Genomic DNA, 16,337 nt, shown 5'->3' on the forward strand with positions numbered 1-16,337 from the left:
TGGCTTTTTGTACCGGCGAAACAGCAGCAGCGGCAGCGGCAGGCTGTTCGCTAACAGCCAATAGCCAACAGCCAATAGCGCCGTTACGGATAAAGCGTCTCGACCTTCCATCCTCCGCCTTCGCGAGTGTAGCGCGTGCGGTCATGCAGCCGGTTCGCCCTGTTCCGCCAGAACTCGATCCTCTCCGGATGCACGCGGAAACCGGACCAGAACTCCGGGCGGGGCACGGCCCGTCCCTCGAACTCCCGCTCGTACCGCGCGACCCGCGCGTCCAGCTCGCCCGCCGGCTCGATCGCTTCGCTCTGTCTCGACGCCCAGGCGCCGATCTGGCTGCCGCGCGGGCGCGAGGCGAAGTATTCGTCGGCCTCCTCGTCGCTCACCTGCGTCACCTTCCCGTCGATCCTGATCTGCAGGTCCAGCGCCGACCAGTAGAAGCACAGCGCCGCGCGCGGCCTGGCGCGCAGGTCACGCCCCTTCCGGCTCGCCAGGTTGGTGTAGAACACGAATCCACTCTCGTCCACGCCTTTCAGCAGCACGATCCGCAGCGTCGGCGCTCCGTCCGCGCCCACCGTCGCCAGGCTCATCGCGCTCGGCTCCGGCAGCAGCGCGCGGTCGGTACGCTGCGCGCGCGCGAACGCGTCCTGGAAGATCGCGATCGGGTCCGTCAACGCTTCCGTCACTCGTCAGTACCTCGGCACCGACGGATCGACTTCCACGGACCAGCGCGATATCCCGCCCGCCAGGTTCGCCACCCTGGCGAAGCCCGCGCCCGCGAGCTGGGTCGCGGCCGCCATGCTCCGCATCCCCGACTTGCAGTACACGATCATCTCCCGCCGCGGGTCGAGAGAATGCATCTCATCCGGAAGAGTGCCGAGTGGGACGTGCCGCGCGCCGGGCAGCCGCGCGATGGCCCACTCGTACGGCTCCCGCACGTCGAGCAGCTCGAAGTCGTCGCCGCGCGCGATGCGCTCGGCCAGCTCCGCGGGAGTTATCTCTCCGACCGCCGAGCCCCGCTCTTCGGCCGGCGCGGCGGAGGCGGCGCCGCACCACGCCTCGTAATCCACGAGCTCGCGGATCTCGCGCGTGCCGCACATCGGACACGCCGGATCGCGGTGCACCTCCATTGTGCGAAAACGCATCGCCAGGGCGTCGAACAGCAGCAGGCGGCCCACGAGCGGCGACCCGGCCCCCGTGATCAGCTTGATGGTCTCCGACGCCTGTATGCTCCCCATGATCCCCGGGACCACGCCGAGCACGCCGGCCTCCGCGCAATTGGGGATCAGTCCCGGCGGGGGCGGATCGCGGAAGAGACAGCGATAGCAGGGGCCGTCCGGCGCGGCGAACACGGACGCCTGCCCCTCGAAGCGCAGCACGCTCGCGTACACGTTCGTCTTGCCGAGCAGTACCGCCGTGTCGTTCACCAGGTAGCGCGTGGCAAAGTTGTCCGTGCCGTCCACGATGATGTCGTAATCGCCGGCGATCTCGAGCGCGTTGTGCGAGGTCAGCCGCGTGTCGTACGTCTCGACGTGCACGTGCGGATTCGCCGCGCGTACGCGCGCCGCGGCGGCTTGCGTCTTCGAGCCCCCGACGTCGGCGTCCGTGTACAGGATCTGCCGGTGCAGGTTGGTGACGTCCACCGGATCGAAATCCACCAGTCCTATCGTGCCCACTCCGGCGGACGCCAGGTACAGCAGCGCCGGCGAGCCGAGGCCGCCCGCCCCCACGACCAGAACGCGGGCGCGCTTGAGCTTCCGCTGGCCGTCGATGCCGACGGACGGCAGCGACAGCTGGCGGCTGTAGCGCTCGAGCTCCTGCTGCGACAGATCGGACAGGCTCCCTGCTGTCATCCGGCTCCGCTGGTTGGTGACTAGTGACTGGTGACTAGTGACTGGTGACTAGTGACTGGTGATTCGTAATTGCAGGCCCTGACCCTGTAGCTGCTACTTTCCGTCTTGAACTAGTCACTAGTCACTAGTCACCAGTCACTAACTAATATCCACTCCTTCCGCCCGTGACGCACCCGCCGACAGGCGGATTCATACCGCCGACCCGACCCGACACCCGCGACACGACGTGGCGCGAGCGGCTGGAGGCGCTGCGATACGTGCCGGCGCTCGCCAAGCTGGTGTGGGAGAGCCATCGCGGGCTCGCCTTCGCGATGGCGTCGCTCCGGATCGCGCGCGGCTTCGTCCCGATCCTCACGTTCTGGATCGGCAAGCTGATCATCGACTCCGTACTCGAGGCGCGCGCGGGACGGGGCGACTTCGGCGACGTCTGGCGCTATCTCGCGATGGAGCTCGCGGTGGTCGTCACGGGCGAAGTCCTCGCGCGGGCATCCTCCCTGGTCGAGAGCCTGCTCGGCGACCTCTTCTCGAACAGGATGAGCGTGCGGCTGATGCAGCACGCCGCCACGCTCGATCTCGCGCAGTTCGAGGACCCCGGCTTCTACGATCATCTCGAGCGCGCCCGGCGGCAGACCGTCGGCCGCATCGCGCTGCTCACGCAGCTGCTCGCGATCGGCCAGGACCTGATCACGCTGCTCACTGTCGGCGCCGCGCTGGTCGCGTACAACCCGCTGCTCCTGCTGCTGCTCGCGGCCGCGATCGTCCCGAGCTTCCTCGGCGAGACGCACTTCGCGTCCCTCGGCTACTCGCTGCTGTTTCGCTGGACGCCGGAGCGGCGCCAGCTCGACTACATCCGCTACGTGGGCGCGAGCGACGCGACGGCGAAGGAAGTGCAGATGTTCGGGCTCGCGTCGTGGCTGACCGACAGGTACCGCACGCTGGCGCAGCGCTTCTACGAGGAGAATCGGAAGCTCTCGATCAGGCGGGGAATCGTGAGTACGCTGCTCTCGATTCTGGGCACTATCGGGTACTACGCTGCGTACGTGATCATCGTGCTCCGCGCGGTCCGCGGGGAAATCACGATCGGCGATCTTACTTTCCTCGCCGCGTCGTTCGCGCGCGGGCGCGACGTCATCCAGGCGGTGCTGCTGGCGGCGAGCGCGGTGTACGAGCAGGCGCTCTTCCTCCGCGACCTGTTCGTCTTCCTCGACATGAAGCCGACGATCACGTCGGGGCCGGCAGCGCTGCCGGTACCGCGCCCGGTTCGCGACGGCTTCGTGTTCGAGGGCGTTTCATTCCGATATCCCGGGAGCGAGCGCTGGGCCGTGCGCGATCTCAACTTCACGTTAAATCCCGGCGAGCGGCTGGCGCTCGTCGGTGAGAACGGCGCGGGCAAGACGACCATAACGAAGCTGATCGCGCGGCTGTACGATCCGACCGAGGGACGGATTCTCCTCGACGGGCGCGACCTGCGGGAGTACGACCTTGCGTCGGTGCGGAACGCAATCGGCGTGATCTTCCAGGACTTCGTGCGCTACGACCTGCGCTTCGACGAGAACATAGGCGTCGGCGAGATCGAGTCGGTTCGCGGCGGGCTGGAGAACGGCGACGAGATCCCGGAAAGCATCCGCGCGGCGGCCGACAAGTCACTCGCCTCGAGCCTGCTCCCGCGCTTTCCCAAGGGCTACAAGCAGATGCTCGGCCGCCGCTTCGAGCAGGGAGTGAATCTGTCCGGCGGCGAATGGCAGAAGATCGCTTTGGCACGCGCCTACATGCGCGACGCGCAGGTGCTCATTCTCGACGAGCCGACCGCCGCGCTCGACGCGCGCGCCGAGTATGAGGTCTTTCTCCGCTTCTCGGAGCTCGTCGCGGGAAGAATGGCGATCCTGATCTCACACCGCTTCTCGACGGTGCGGATGGCCGACCGGATCATCGTCCTCAGCAACGGCGCCGTCGAGGACGAGGGGACGCATCAGGAGCTGGTCGCGCGAGGCGGGCTGTACGAGGAGCTGTTCAGGATGCAGGCGGCGGGGTACAAGTGACTATTTCACCGCCGCCACCGAGATGTCGATCTTGACCTCGTCCCCTATCAGCCATCCACCGGCCTCGACCACGCGATTCCACGCGAGCCCGAAGTCCTTCCGGTTGATCGTCGTCGACGCCTCGAAGCCGGCGCGCGTGCGGCCGCGCTCCTGCGCGGTTCCGGTGAGCTGACCCTCGAGCACCACCGGCCGCGTCACACCGCGAATGGTCAGATCACCCGTCATGCGCAGCCTGTCGCCGCTGCGCTCGATCCTGGTGCTATTGAACGTGATCGTCGGATACGTCTCGACCTCGAAATGATCCTTCCCGCGCAGGTCCGCGTCGCGCCGCTCGTGATTGGTGTCGATGCTCGACGCGTCGATCGTGACGTCCACGATCGCGCTCTCCCAGTCGGTGAGGTCGCCTGTGATCGTGCCGCTCCAATTGTTGAACTGGCCGCGCACGCGGCTCACCATGTGTCGTATCGAGAACGTCAGCTCGGAATGACCGCGGTCTATCCGCCAGCCGGCGGCCGCCGCCTGAGCAGGCGCGCCGGCGGGGTTCTGCGCGAGCGCCGGCGTCGCGAGTCCAATGAGCAGGGCGGTGAGCGCGTAACGTGGCATTTTCATTTTGTGTCGGGCCGAGGTGCGTTTCTCCAGCGGGCCGGCTCGAAGAGGGCCGGTAAGAAGGGCACGTTCACGCGCACGTCGGCGTAAACCTCCCTGAACACCGGCCTGCCCGCGCGGTACACCGTGATCTCGGCGGGAACCGCTTGGCCCTCGATGTTCTTGTACGCGCCAAGCCGCGTATCGCTGGACGCGCGGCGCGCACCGGTCCCCTGCCGCTCGATCCAGCGCACCAGCAGCAGCCGGTCCGCGTCGACCCACAGCTGATTGGAGAGCGTGTCGCCCGCGGCCGCGCCGACGACGTACACGCGCCGGCCCTCCCAGCGGTCCTCGCGAAAGCGCGACCTTCTGACGCCGAGCGAATCGAGCCGGCGGAGCGTCACCGAGGGCGGCAGGACGTAGACGTCGCTGGTCAGAAGAACCAGCGGATGGATCTGCCGCTTCGTGTCGATCCTTCTTCCGCCCTCGAACGTGTACGCGCGGCCGTTGGTGAAGAGAATCCCGCTGCCCGAGCTTCGCGGCAGGAACTCGATTCTGAGCTTACCCGGCACCGACATGTACTCCATCCACTGGCTCTTCTCTTCCCTGCCGTCGGTCGTGAAGCGGGTGTTGTTCTGGAGAAAGGTCAGGGTCCGGTACCACTTGCCGTCGTAGCGCTCGCGCATCTCCCGCACGAGCTCCGCGGCGCTGGTGATCTCCACGCGTTCGCCGCGCGGGGCGGGGATGCCGGCCTCGGGGGCGCCGCGGAATACCTGGCAGCCCGACAGAGCCAGCACCAGAACAACAGCGACGAACCCGCGCCGGGAGGTCACCGCCAAGCCTGCGCCCCTCCGTAGTGAATCCCGTTGAACAGTAGCTTGAACGTCCCGTGCGGCTGCGCGCGGAAGAGCACCTCGGGGCCGTACAGGACCAGCGTGCCCTGTCCCACCTGCGCCTCGACGATCGCCGCGGCGTTCTCGAGGTAGCGCTGACCCCAGGCCCAGCCGCTGCGCAGCGGAGTCGCCGAATCGAACCACGCGATCCGTCGGATCCCCTGCTGGGCCGCGCTCTGCGCGAGCCGGAACGAGGGGCTGTTGTCGAAGAACATGTCGGCGTACCGCGGCATGCCGTGGGCGAGCGGATGCGTGTTGTCCACGCGCGCGCGCAGGATGGAGCCGGGAACGTAGTACGCCGACCGCTGCAGCCCGCGCCCCGCGGAATCCGTCAGCGCGTCTTCCACCGGCAAGCCGAGTGAGGCGGCCAGCTCCGTCGCGCTGCCGATCGCCAGGATCCTCCCGCCGTTCTGCAGGAACTCGCGCAGCCGCGGGACGGTGATCGTCTCGCTTATGAATCCGCTGCGAGCGCGCCACTCCGCCGGCGCGTCTTCCGGCGCCGTCGAGGACGCCAGCGCGCGCTGCGCGCCCCGTGAGGCCGGATCCACAGGCGCCGCGCCATCGGGAAGAATGACGACGTCGAACCGCTCACGCAGATTGCCGGCGTCGAGGTCCGGCGGATACACCACCGTGAACGGAAATTCGAACTGCTCGAGCAGCCAGCGCGTCCACCCGGAGGGCATCGATCCGCCGTACGTATCCCACAGGGCGACCCGCACAGGGCGGAGCTTTATCGCTGCGCCCGCCGCCGGCGCGCGTTGCGCCGCGCGGATCGTCAGGCCTTTTTCGGCCGCGACTTGCCGGAGGAGCGGCAGTACTGCCGCTCCGGCGGGGACGTAGTACGCTCCCGCACCGAAGCTCTGCTCACCCGCGCGGACGCTGTCCCGCAGCCAGTACACGTCGTGCCCGGCCGCGAGCAGCCGGTTCACCGCGACGAACGCGTCGTTCGTCTCGTGTCCGAGCAGATAGCCCGGCGCGCCGGCGACTTCCACGACCGCTCCCCGCGGAACCGGCGCGAAGCCCGAGATCCGCTCGAACGGCCCGGTGAACCCGTCGAGGATCCGGTCGAACGCCACGCCCATCTGGTACGCCAACGTCCAACCCGCCGCGTCGTACGGCGGAGTCGGCGGGCCGCCGGGATAAGGAATGTCGTTGGGATGGTTCTGCGGCTCGAACATGTCGCGCACATGCGGCCGGAACGCCTGCGCCGCAAGCACGACGAACGAGCCGGCGGGATAGCTCTTCCCCGCGACCGGGAACGGCGCGGTCGCGCGGTGGACTGTGACGCCGGTCTTGATCAGGGTGTTCACGAACTTCGTGGCCGTCGCGAAGTCGCGCTGGTCCGCGCTGATGATGTAGCCGCGCGGATCGCGGTCCTCCGGCTCCTTGAACGTGGCGACGTACCGCTGGATGTCCGCCGGGGTCTGGGTGCCGGTGTCGGCGGCGACTGCCTCGGACAGCTCGGCCACCCGGTCGGGCGTGCTCGTCCAGTGGTCGCGGCTGCCGCGCTCGATCGAATTGCGCCCCATCCTATAGATGTTGTACAACAGCTCTTCCCGGTGCTTCGAGGCGAAGTCGAGCACCGCGCGATTCGCCGTACGCTCGTAATTCATCGACTGCCGGAAGCGCCAGAGCTGCGGCTCGATCGGGAACGGCAGGCTGCCGCTGGGCAGCAGCCGGCGCGGCACCAGCTGGATCCAGCTCGGCGTGGGATTACCGAACGTCTCCGTAAGCAGGCCGACCATGTTGTGGAAATACACCGTCGTGCGCAGCCCGCCGTTCCACCAGGTGGAGAAGTTCGCGCCGCCGCGCATCACGGTGCCCGGCTTGCCCTCAGCGATCATCCTGCTGTGCATCGCCGAACCGACCTGGTCGAGCATCGTCACGACCAGCGGATCGAAGTTGTAGTTGAACGGGTCGCGGAAGGGTGGCGCGAACATGATCGTCCCCGCCGGCGCCGTCTGGTGGTGGTTGTACATGATCTGCGGATACCAGGCGCGGAACATCACGCTGTCCATCGCTCGCGTTTCCAGCTGCGACGCCATGAAGGAATCGCGGTTGTTGTCGTGCCCGACGTACTTGTGGTACAGCCGCGGAACGCCACGCGTGGAGCGCTGCAGCGTGTCGCTCCGGCGCATGTACCAGTCCGCCAGCAGATCGTGCCCGTCGGGATTGGCGTGCACCGCCAGCACGATCACGTCCCGCAGAAAGCGCGTCGTCTCGGCGTCGGTTCCGCTCGCCAGCTCGTACACCAGCTCCATGAGCTGCTGGGCGCCGAGCACCTCGCTGGCGTGCAGCCCGCCGTCCACCCACACCACGGCGCGCCCCTCGCCGGCGAGCGCCCGGGCCTGCTCGTCGGAGATGCCTTCCGCGAGCGCGAGCGTGCGGGCGATCTCCTGGTACCGGCCGAGCTTCGCGTGGTTCTCCGGCGAGGTGATCAGCGCCAGCAGCATGGGCCGGCCTTCGCTCGTGACGCCGATCTGCTCGACCCGCACCCTGTCGGACTCGGCGTCGATCTTCCGCCAGTAATCCGTGAGCTGGCGATAGTTGGCAAGGAAGTAGTCGTCACCCAATCCGTGGCCGAACTGCTGGCGGGGAGTCGTGATCGGGAGCTGGGCCGAGGCAGGCAGCGACCCCAGGAGGGCGACACACAGCGCGAGTGCGAAGCGGAGCATGGGTCTCATATTTTGAGGAAAACGGCGATTTAACCGGCTGCTTCTTAACCGGCTGCTTCTGTAGTATAAACGGCTGCCTCGCCCCGCCCGCTGGGGCGCTCGCCCAGGACGGTCAGCACGACGCCGGCAAGTATCACCGCGCCGCCGGCGATCGTGGACAGCGGCGGGATCTCGCGGATTCCCGGGAGCGCGGCCGCGATCAGAGTCGCGCCGACCGGCTCGGCGAGCACCGTGAGGTTGACCACGTAGGCCGGCCGGTAGCGGAGCGCGTAGTTCATCGCCGTGTGTCCCAGCAGCATCGGGCCGATCGCGAGCCCGAGGAAAATCCATATCTCGCGCGCGGGCTGCGGCGCGAGATCCACACCGGATACGACGGCCATCGCGGCCAGCGAGGCGAAGCACGCGCCGTATACCACGGCGACGTAGGGCCAGAGGCCGAGACCGGTCCGGAGCCGTCGTCCGCTCAGATAATAGATGGAGGCCGTGACCGCGCCGAGCAGCGCGAGCGTATTCCCGAGAGGCGCGTTCGGGCTCACGGCCGCGGCCGCGGAGAAAAGCGCGGGCGTGCTGATCACGAATGCGCCGGCCAGCGCGATCAGAATGCCGGCGACCTGCACGGCCCGCGGCCGCTCGCGCAGCAGAACTGCTGAGAGCACGGCAACGATGGCAGGCTGCAGGCTGACCAGAGTGGTAGACGCCGCGATCGTGGTGAGATCGACCGAGGCGTTCCACGACCAGAAGTGCACGGCCAGCATGACACCCGCGGCGACGCCGATCGCCAGCTCGCGCCGGCTCAGCGCCCGCAGCTCACGCCACGTGCCGGTCGCAAGCAGCGCGACGAGCACGAAGGCGAGCGAGAACGCCAGCCGCCAGAAAGCGATCGCAATGGGATGGGCGTCCGACAGCCGGACGAGCGGCGCGGCGACGGAGATGCCGAGTACGGCTAGGGCGAGCGCAGCCTCTGGGTGGGGCCGGTGCATCGCCGAATTATAGGAGGTGCGTGTGAGTCCGGGCTGCGACCGGCTGCTCCGCGCAGGCCCGTCTTGGCGAGCGAGCGCAGCGAGGGAGCGTAGGGCCCGCGCGGAGTGCCCGGCCGGCAGCCCGGGCTCACCCAAGGCACGACTATTTCGAGAGCTTGATCTCGCCCAGCACGACCTGCCTTGGCACCTTGATCGGCGCTGGCTTGGGCGTCGCCCGCGGACGCGTGGTCCGCGCGCGCGTCGCGCGCTTGCTGGCGGTTCTCGTAGTGGTCGCGCGCTTCGCCGTGCGCACCTTCTTCGGCGCGGCCGGCACGCTGTACCGGCGTACTTCCGTTCCACCGAGCGACGCCATCAGGCGCGACGCGTTGTTCGCGTGCTTGTAGACCTTGGACGAGTACGTGTAGCAGCGGGGAGTGTTCGTCCCGCGGACGCAGCCGTTGTAGCGCAGCAACGCCTTGTGGAGATTCTTGGGCGAGCGGCGGACGTAATCCGCCAGGATCGCAACGCCGTGACAGATGTTCGACTCGACGTTGACGAGATTGTCCGAGCCGCAGCCCCATTCCCCGGCGTGGAAGGGCATCACCTGCATCAGCCCCGTGGCGCCCACGTTGCTCTTGGCCAGCGGATCGATGGCGGAGTTCTCCGTGATCATCAGGCCGACGAGCAGCACGGGGTCGATGTTCTTCCTGGCGGCCTCGCGCACCAGCGCCGTCGCGGCGCGATCGGCAATGCGGTCGTCCTTGGCGAACTTGCGCAGGACGAACGCGATTCGCTGCGTGACCGGAGCCGACAGATCGGGCGTGGCGTCGCCAATGAGAATCTCTTCCGGCGTGAGCGTCTGCTTCACTACTGTAGCGGGGAGCGCGAGCAGCTCGCCGGGCCTGGCGTACACCGTCCCCACGCGCGTCCCCGCCCAGACCACGCCGGCAAGCATCATCACGGCGGCAAAGACCATCTGCGGTACCGTGCCCAGCCGCGCGCGCATCGATCGCGACGGCGGCGCCTGCTCGATCCTGCGGCGGTCGTAGTTGGAGCTCATGTCCGTCCTGGTTCCAAGGTTGAGAAGTCCGTCAGGCGACAGGGACCAGAATCCGGCCCTTGTCGTCCTTGAATGCTCTTCCGAGGCGATCAGCATAGCGCTCCATCGCCGCCACATCGTGTTCCCCAACTTCGTATTCCGCAGCCGTGGTAGGCGCGCGCTTCAGTCCCGTCCAGCTTAGCGCCTTCTTCACCAGCTTCCGCTCCCGCACGCGCGTGGCACCGCGCGCATTCGCGAACCCCCACATCCGCCGGCCTATCTGCGAATTCGTCAACGGACAGTCGGGATGGTTCTCCCGGATGAGGTGGATGAAGTGATCGCTCGCGATCACCCGTCTCGCCTCCTCCGCCCGTGCCTTCGATTCGACTTCCCGCGGCTCCAGCGTGACCCGCACGTCCGCGCCCAGTACCTGGGCGATCTGACCCAGCAGATCGAGCGAGACGTTATACCGTTCGTCGTGCTCGATGTTGCGGATCGTGGAAACGGACACGGGTTGCCGGAGCTGAGCGGCTACATCCTGGCGGCGCATCCCTCTAAGCTTCCGAAGACGCTTGAGGTCGCGCCCGATCCACTCGGCCATGACCTTTGTTGGTAATACGGTTGTAGTTATACGTATAAAGGTAGTGTCATTTACGGATTAGAGCAATACAATCCGGGGGTTAACGGCTTCTGGCGGGGCTCAAGGGAATCCAAGAGGTGAGAAGCCAGATCGCCAGCTTGGCAGATGGCCAGATGACTGCACCGGAAGCCCCTGCATTTTTGTGATATCGTTCTCGCCAGCTGGCACTCTGGCTCTCTGGCCTCTCAATTCTTGGATTCCCCGTCCAAATTCCGGAGCCTGAGATGATCCATTGCGGGGTATGGAGCTTGCCCCTTCTCCCCCGGCAGATCCCCAGGGGAAATTCCAGGAAATGAAAGAATCTGAAGGGCTGTACCGCTCGTTCCGGCTGCTCCGGCGCCTGGCGATCGGGAGCCTCGTGATCGTGCTCGGGATCGCCGTGTTCGGCTACGTCTTTTTCATGCGCGGGGTGGACATCCCGGAGGCCCGGGAGCTGGCCGAGCGCGAGCTCTCGAGCGGCACTCTCCGGTTCGGCGAGAAGGTGCACCGGCAGGCGCACGTGTACATGCGCCGCCCTGCGGACTATTTCCGCGGCACCAACGGGGTCCTCGCCGCTACCGACGAGCGGCTGATCTTCATCGGCGTGGCCCCCCAGGACAACCTCGAGAGCCTCGACGCGCCCCCGTCCATCATCGTGGAGGAGTTCCCCAACGATACTCTTTTAGGGGTGGATCCCGGGCACGTCTATTTCCTGAGCGCGCCGGGAGTGACGGTCAGGCGCGAGGGACGATCGGCGACCTTCGCCGCCACCCGCGCGCACCGCCGGGAGCTGGACTCGCTCGAAGCCTACGTCAACGGCTCGCACACGGCCCAGCGCGAGCTCGCGGCGCGGGAAGCGCAGCTCCGCGCCAAGGTGCGGGAGATCGCGAACGCGCCGCTCCATTACGTCGTGCAGCGCGGCGACGCCGTCTCCACCATCGCCAACACCTTCGGCACGACTGTCGAGCAGCTGCAGGCGTGGAACAATCTCGCCGGTCCGCGTATCCGGATCGGCGACCGGATGATCGTGAAGCCGCCGGGCCCGCGTCAGCCTCCCGCCGAGCCGGCTACGCCCAGGAGATGAGCAGGATGATCGCGCCCGCGCCCATGAGCAGCGCGGCCGCGATCCCGCCGGTGTTGATCAGCCAGCCGTTCCGCTTCTCGCCCATCACGCCGCGGTTGTTGCAGATGAGCAGGATCACGACGATGAGCGGCGGCGCGAGCACGCCGTTTACCACGGCCGCGCCGAACAGCATGCGCATCGGGTTCACCCCGCCGAAGTTCAGCGCCATGCCGATCAGCATCGCGAGCACGATGACGAAGTAGAAATGATGGGCCTGGCGCGGCTTGCGATTCATCCCCCGGTGCCACTGGCCCGCTTCCGCCACCGCATAGGCCGCCGAGCCCGCGAGGACCGGGACCGCGAGCATTCCCGTGCCGATGATTCCGATCGAGAACACGAGCGCCGCGGCCTTCCCCGCGAGCGGCTCGAGGGCCATGGCGGCATCCGCCGCGGAGTCGACCGTCGTGATCCCGGCCGGGTGCAGCGTCGCGCCGGCGGTGAGGATGATGAAGAACATGATCACGTTCGATATCAGCATCCCGGCGCCGACGTCTCGACCGGCGGACCTGAGCTCCCGCTCGATCGCGCGGCGCGGGCGGCCGGGCTCGGCTGCATCCGCGTAGTGCTCGACGTTTTGCGCTGCCTGCCAAAAAAAGAGATAGGGCGATATGGTCGTCCCGAGGATGGCGACGAACGTGAGCAGGTACCGGCGGTCCATCGCGAAGTGCGGATGGAACGTGCCGTCGAGCACCTCGATCCAATCCGGCTTGGCCAGAAAAGCAGCCGCGACGTAGGCAAACAGCGCCAACGCCAGCCACTTGAGCACGGAGCTCATCAGCCGGTACGACGAAAACACCAGGAACGCGATCGTGATCACGGTGAACAGGGGCACCCAGAGAATGCTTCTCCGCCCCGTGACGAGCCCGGCCGCGGCGCCCATCCCGCCGAGGTTGGCCGCGATGTTGACGACGTTGCCGAACAGCAGCAGCGCGCACACCGCCCAGAGCAGGTACTTCGAGTAATGATCCCGCACCACGGCCGCCAGTCCCTGCTGCGACACGAGCCCGATGCGCGCGCACATCAGCTGCACCGCTGTCATCAGCGGGAGCGTGATGATCGTCGTCCACAGCAAGCCGAAGCCGAACGCTGCTCCGGCCTGGGAGTAGGTCGCGATTCCCGACGGGTCGTCGTCCGCGGCGCCGGTGATGAGCCCGGGCCCGAGCTCGCGTCCGAAGCTCCGCAGCCGCGTCACGATAGTGCGGTCGTACTCCCGCTCGGGACGCGGCGCCTCGCGCCTCTCCTCCTTTTTCGGTGCGTCGGGCATAGGACCGAATCCTAGTGGCTGGCTACTGGGATTTGGATGGGGGATCCAAGTCGGGAGTGTGGCAGTCAGGAGGGAGCAGTTAGGAGAAACTCCCTACTCCCTCACTCCAGACTGCCACACTCCAGACTTGGATTCCTCGTAAGAATCCCAGGAGCCGTCAGAATCCGAACCAGTAGCTCGCCTTCACGAGGAAGATGTTGTCCGGATGCGCCCCGAACAGCGCGCTGCGGTCCCGTGAGAAATCGAAATCTCCGAGGGGCGCGAAGCCATGGCCTCACTCCTAGACGCGAGCTACCCTCGAAAAGGTTTCACAGCCGGCTGCGAAGAAACTCCGGGGTCATCGGCTGCAGCCACTGCGACAGCAGGATCATGGTGTCCGTGAGCATCAGCAGTCCGATCGCGATGAGCAGCGCGCCCGCGATCCGCGACATCCACACGAGTCCGCCGCGGTACCGCTCGAACAGGGCCACGAACCTGTCCACCATCAGCGCGGCCGCCACGAACGGAACCGCGAGGCCAAGCGAATAGGCGAGCAGCAGCACGAGCCCGCGATTGAGATCAGCCGAGCTCGCGGTGTAGGTGAGCACCGCTCCCAGAATCGGTCCGATGCACGGCGTCCACCCCGCCGCGAACGCCATTCCAACTACCAGCGTTCCGACATAGCCGAGCGGCTTCGTTGCCAGGTGAACCCGCCGCTCCCGCGCGAACGGCCCGAAGTTGAACGCGCCTATCAAATACAGCCCGAGCAGCACCACCAGCACGCCGCCGATCCGTCCCACCCACACCCGGTGGTAGCCCAGCAGCCGTCCGAAAGCCGTCGCAGTCGCGCCGAGGGCGAGGAAGACGAGCGTGAACCCGGTGACGAAAAGAAGCGAGTGCACCAGCGCGATCCGGCGCGATCGCTTCACGTCCTCGAGGCCGAGTCCGGTGATGAACGTCACGTAGCTGGGAATCAGCGGGAGGACGCAGGGCGAGAGAAAGCTCAGCACGCCCGCGGTGAAGCTGATCGCGAGGCCGACGGAATCAGATCCCTGCATCAGCTCCCGAGCGCCTCTTCGAGCGCTCTGGCAAGCGTCGCGTCTCCGGGCTGAATGGGCCCGGTCTTACGCCACCGGAGCACGCCCTCCCTGTCGATCAGGAAGGTCGCGGGCACGCCCACGACGTGGAACTGCGCGGAGACACGCTCGGCGGGATCGCGCCACACGGGATACGTCATCCGGAAATCGCGCATGAACGCGCGGATCGCGTCGTCAGCGCTCTCGGCGTCGACACTGATGCCGACCAGCTCGAGCCCGCGCGCCGCGTACCGCTCGTGCAGCGCCTGCAGCTCGGGGATCTCGTCCCGGCACGGATGGCACCACGTCGCCCACACGTTCAGCAGCACGACTTTCCCCCGCAGCGCCGCGAGCGACACGCTGTCACCGGCCAGCGACGTCGCGGCGTACGCGGGAACCGGCGCGCCGATGTCCACGCGCGCGATGCCCGCTTCGCCCGAGCATCCGGCAGCCGCCAGCGCGCAAAAGGCGAGCGCCCGCAACGTCAATCGCACTCGCGCTTCGCTCACCGGCCGGGATTCGACAGCTTCGCGAGCCGTATCGCGGACGGCTTCCCCGGCTCCGTCCAGGCGAAGATCGCGTCACCGCCGTGAATGATCATTCGGGGAAATCCGCTGGCGCGCGCGGCCGACGACGTGGCGACCGTGATCGCCGGCGCGAGCTTGCCGTCGGCCGTCATGTGCCGCACCCGCACCGCGGCGGTGTCTCCGCCGGTGCGCTCGATCCAGCTCACCAGCGCGCCGCCGTCACGCAGCAGCGCGACGTCGACGCGCCCCGCCGGCTGTCCTTCATCGATGCGCACCGGCGCCCCGAAAGACGCCCCCGCATCGGACGAGAAAGCGACTTTCACCTTGGCGCTGTCGTTCGCCGAAGTGAACCACGCGAGCGCCACTCGCTCGTCCTTCGCCGCCAGGGCCGGCCCGTTGACCGGGCACGCGGCGATCTTCCAGCCGTCGGCGTGAACCGGCACGGGCGTCGTCCACCGGTCGTTCACGCGCCGCGCGACGTAGATGTCGCGGATCTCGTCCGCCGACCTGTCGCGATACGCCACGATCGGTCCACCGGACGTGATCGCGACCGCGGTCTGGCAGCAATCGCACGCGCGCTCGTCGATCGGAGACTCCACGCCGAGGCGTCCGTCAGGCGCGATAGTCGTAGTCATGACCATCATCTCGTTCGTGGGCGAATGGCCGGCGGTGTTGTATTTCCGTCCGTCGAGCCAGACGGCGCCCACGTTCAAGCCTTCGCGCCAGAGCGTGACGAAACCGTGCTCGGTGTCGGACGAATCGCGGTGCGGTATCAGCGGCTCGCTCCACGTCGCGCCGCCGTCAGCGGACTGCGAGACGCGCACGCCATACGCGTAGGTCGCGGACCCGGTCCTCTGCAGCCAGTGCGCGACGAGCCGCCCGTCCCCCATCACCTTGATCGACGGGAAATCGGCCCAGTTCACGAAAAAATCGCGGCCCTCGCGAATCGTGCGCGGCGCTGACCACGACGCGCCGTCGTAAACGGCAAACTTGAGCGCGTGCGCCGAATCGATTGGCTCGAGCCAGCTGAGGTACATGACTCCGTCGGAGCCCAGCGCGAGGAACGGCTCGCCGGATCCAGGGCCCGCGGGACTCGTGACAGGCGTGACGAGAGGGACGGCACCCCGTCCGCCGGCATCTCCAACGCCCCCGCACGCCGCCGCGCCAAAGAGTGCGATCGGCACGAGAAGGCTGAAGGACAAAACGCATTTCATACCCACTGCTTCTCCGTTGCAAGACTCATCAGTCCAGCGGCGCAGAGCTTCTTGCATCGCTTGATCTCCTTTGCGCGAGTCTACGGACGCCGCTCGTCCCACCGTTTCCGCGGGTCTGGAGAAATATAGACCGCGACCACCCACGATCGATGGCGTATAAGTGTGGCCATCCGATATTCGTGGAAGCGAATGCGAGCGCGACCCGATTCACCCGCGACACGCGGAGCGCACGGAAGACATCGCGTCCAGCGAGCGAAGAATCGTCGCGATGACCGTCAGCGCGCCGAGAATCGGAGCGGCGTGCGATGCGATGACATCGGTACGTCAGTTTGACCGGGCAAAGGCACGTTTTATGCCCCATAAAATAAGCAGGCACATGCCCGTTCCCCACCCCGGAGAAACCAAGATGCCGCACCCAGCGAAGTCCGCCATGATGGAGAGCTGTATATCAGCCTGTACCGACTGTGCACGCACCTGCTGGGAAACCCACGCGCACTG

At 67.2% G+C, this 16,337-nt stretch carries 14 protein-coding genes; 2 read left to right on the forward strand and 12 right to left on the reverse strand.

The window, feature by feature from the left end; genetic code table 11:
* Positions 1 to 83: 83 nt before the first annotated feature.
* Both pdxH and moeB read right to left on the reverse strand, forming a co-directional pair.
* The gene (pdxH, locus tag WEA80_01190; protein MEX1185188.1) at positions 84 to 680 is read right to left on the reverse strand and encodes a pyridoxamine 5'-phosphate oxidase; all 597 of its coding nucleotides are present in this window, start codon (positions 678 to 680) and stop codon (positions 84 to 86) included.
* Positions 681 to 683: 3 nt separating this feature from the next.
* Positions 684 to 1,847 (reverse strand): molybdopterin-synthase adenylyltransferase MoeB, encoded by a 1,164-nt coding sequence (gene moeB / locus WEA80_01195; protein MEX1185189.1) that lies wholly within the window; start codon positions 1,845 to 1,847, stop codon positions 684 to 686.
* Positions 1,848 to 2,011: 164 nt separating this feature from the next.
* On the opposite strand from moeB, the gene WEA80_01200 reads away from it, so the two are divergent.
* Positions 2,012 to 3,886, forward strand: coding sequence for an ABC transporter ATP-binding protein (locus WEA80_01200; protein MEX1185190.1), 1,875 nt, complete (start codon positions 2,012 to 2,014; stop codon positions 3,884 to 3,886).
* Here the strand turns inward: WEA80_01200 and WEA80_01205 are convergent, their stop codons facing one another.
* The 6 genes from WEA80_01205 to WEA80_01230 all read right to left on the reverse strand — a co-directional run bounded on the left by WEA80_01205 (position 3,887) and on the right by WEA80_01230 (position 10,638).
* On the reverse strand, positions 3,887 to 4,495 hold the full coding sequence (locus tag WEA80_01205) for a YceI family protein (protein ID MEX1185191.1): 609 nt from the start codon (positions 4,493 to 4,495) through the stop codon (positions 3,887 to 3,889).
* Entirely contained in the window at positions 4,492 to 5,304 is an 813-nt protein-coding gene (locus tag WEA80_01210) for a hypothetical protein (GenBank protein MEX1185192.1), read from the reverse strand. The genes WEA80_01205 and WEA80_01210 overlap by 4 nt, the downstream gene beginning before the upstream one ends.
* A complete protein-coding gene (locus WEA80_01215; GenBank protein MEX1185193.1) occupies positions 5,301 to 8,039 on the reverse strand; it encodes a M14 metallopeptidase family protein in 2,739 nt (912 codons plus the stop codon). The genes WEA80_01210 and WEA80_01215 overlap by 4 nt, the downstream gene beginning before the upstream one ends.
* Positions 8,040 to 8,083: 44 nt before the next feature.
* On the reverse strand, positions 8,084 to 9,019 hold the full coding sequence (locus tag WEA80_01220) for a DMT family transporter (protein ID MEX1185194.1): 936 nt from the start codon (positions 9,017 to 9,019) through the stop codon (positions 8,084 to 8,086).
* 142 nt (positions 9,020 to 9,161) lie between these two features.
* Positions 9,162 to 10,058: a lytic transglycosylase domain-containing protein gene (locus tag WEA80_01225; GenBank protein ID MEX1185195.1), complete on the reverse strand. Its 897-nt coding sequence runs from the start codon at positions 10,056 to 10,058 to the stop codon at positions 9,162 to 9,164.
* 31 nt (positions 10,059 to 10,089) lie between these two features.
* Positions 10,090 to 10,638, reverse strand: a complete 549-nt coding sequence (locus tag WEA80_01230; GenBank protein ID MEX1185196.1) for a helix-turn-helix transcriptional regulator — start codon at positions 10,636 to 10,638, stop codon at positions 10,090 to 10,092.
* Positions 10,639 to 10,969: 331 nt separating this feature from the next.
* Between WEA80_01230 and WEA80_01235 the strand changes: the two genes are divergently transcribed.
* Positions 10,970 to 11,740, forward strand: coding sequence for a LysM peptidoglycan-binding domain-containing protein (locus tag WEA80_01235; GenBank protein ID MEX1185197.1), 771 nt, complete (start codon positions 10,970 to 10,972; stop codon positions 11,738 to 11,740).
* Here WEA80_01235 and WEA80_01240 read toward each other — a convergent pair.
* The 4 genes from WEA80_01240 to WEA80_01255 form a co-directional block, all read right to left on the reverse strand.
* Complete coding sequence (locus tag WEA80_01240; protein MEX1185198.1) at positions 11,724 to 13,043, reverse strand: divalent metal cation transporter; 1,320 nt, start codon at positions 13,041 to 13,043, stop codon at positions 11,724 to 11,726. The two genes, WEA80_01235 and WEA80_01240, sit on opposite strands and share 17 nt — an antisense overlap.
* Positions 13,044 to 13,351: 308 nt before the next feature.
* Positions 13,352 to 14,080: a cytochrome c biogenesis protein CcdA gene (locus WEA80_01245; protein MEX1185199.1), complete on the reverse strand. Its 729-nt coding sequence runs from the start codon at positions 14,078 to 14,080 to the stop codon at positions 13,352 to 13,354.
* Complete coding sequence (locus WEA80_01250; protein MEX1185200.1) at positions 14,080 to 14,607, reverse strand: TlpA disulfide reductase family protein; 528 nt, start codon at positions 14,605 to 14,607, stop codon at positions 14,080 to 14,082. The genes WEA80_01245 and WEA80_01250 overlap by 1 nt, the downstream gene beginning before the upstream one ends.
* Complete coding sequence (locus WEA80_01255) at positions 14,604 to 15,839, reverse strand: sialidase family protein (GenBank protein ID MEX1185201.1); 1,236 nt, start codon at positions 15,837 to 15,839, stop codon at positions 14,604 to 14,606. Before WEA80_01255 ends, WEA80_01250 begins: the two co-directional genes overlap by 4 nt.
* Positions 15,840 to 16,337: the final 498 nt, after the last annotated feature.

The organism is Gemmatimonadaceae bacterium (assembly GCA_040882285.1).
GTDB lineage: Bacteria > Gemmatimonadota > Gemmatimonadetes > Gemmatimonadales > Gemmatimonadaceae > JACDCY01.

Bases quoted from the DNA above. Each gene is read 5' to 3' on its own strand.
- moeB (MEX1185189.1), bottom strand. From the start codon at position 1,847: ATGACAGCAGGGAGCCTGTCCGATCTGTCGCAGCAGGAGCTCGAGCGC.
- WEA80_01205 (MEX1185191.1), bottom strand. From the start codon at position 4,495: ATGAAAATGCCACGTTACGCGCTCACCGCCCTGCTCATTGGACTCGCG.
- WEA80_01215 (MEX1185193.1), bottom strand. From the start codon at position 8,039: ATGCTCCGCTTCGCACTCGCGCTGTGTGTCGCCCTCCTGGGGTCGCTG.
- WEA80_01220 (MEX1185194.1), bottom strand. From the start codon at position 9,019: ATGCACCGGCCCCACCCAGAGGCTGCGCTCGCCCTAGCCGTACTCGGC.
- WEA80_01225 (MEX1185195.1), bottom strand. From the start codon at position 10,058: ATGAGCTCCAACTACGACCGCCGCAGGATCGAGCAGGCGCCGCCGTCG.
- WEA80_01230 (MEX1185196.1), bottom strand. From the start codon at position 10,638: ATGGCCGAGTGGATCGGGCGCGACCTCAAGCGTCTTCGGAAGCTTAGA.
- WEA80_01235 (MEX1185197.1), top strand. From the start codon at position 10,970: ATGAAAGAATCTGAAGGGCTGTACCGCTCGTTCCGGCTGCTCCGGCGC.
- WEA80_01240 (MEX1185198.1), bottom strand. From the start codon at position 13,043: ATGCCCGACGCACCGAAAAAGGAGGAGAGGCGCGAGGCGCCGCGTCCC.
- WEA80_01245 (MEX1185199.1), bottom strand. From the start codon at position 14,080: ATGCAGGGATCTGATTCCGTCGGCCTCGCGATCAGCTTCACCGCGGGC.
- WEA80_01255 (MEX1185201.1), bottom strand. From the start codon at position 15,839: ATGAAATGCGTTTTGTCCTTCAGCCTTCTCGTGCCGATCGCACTCTTT.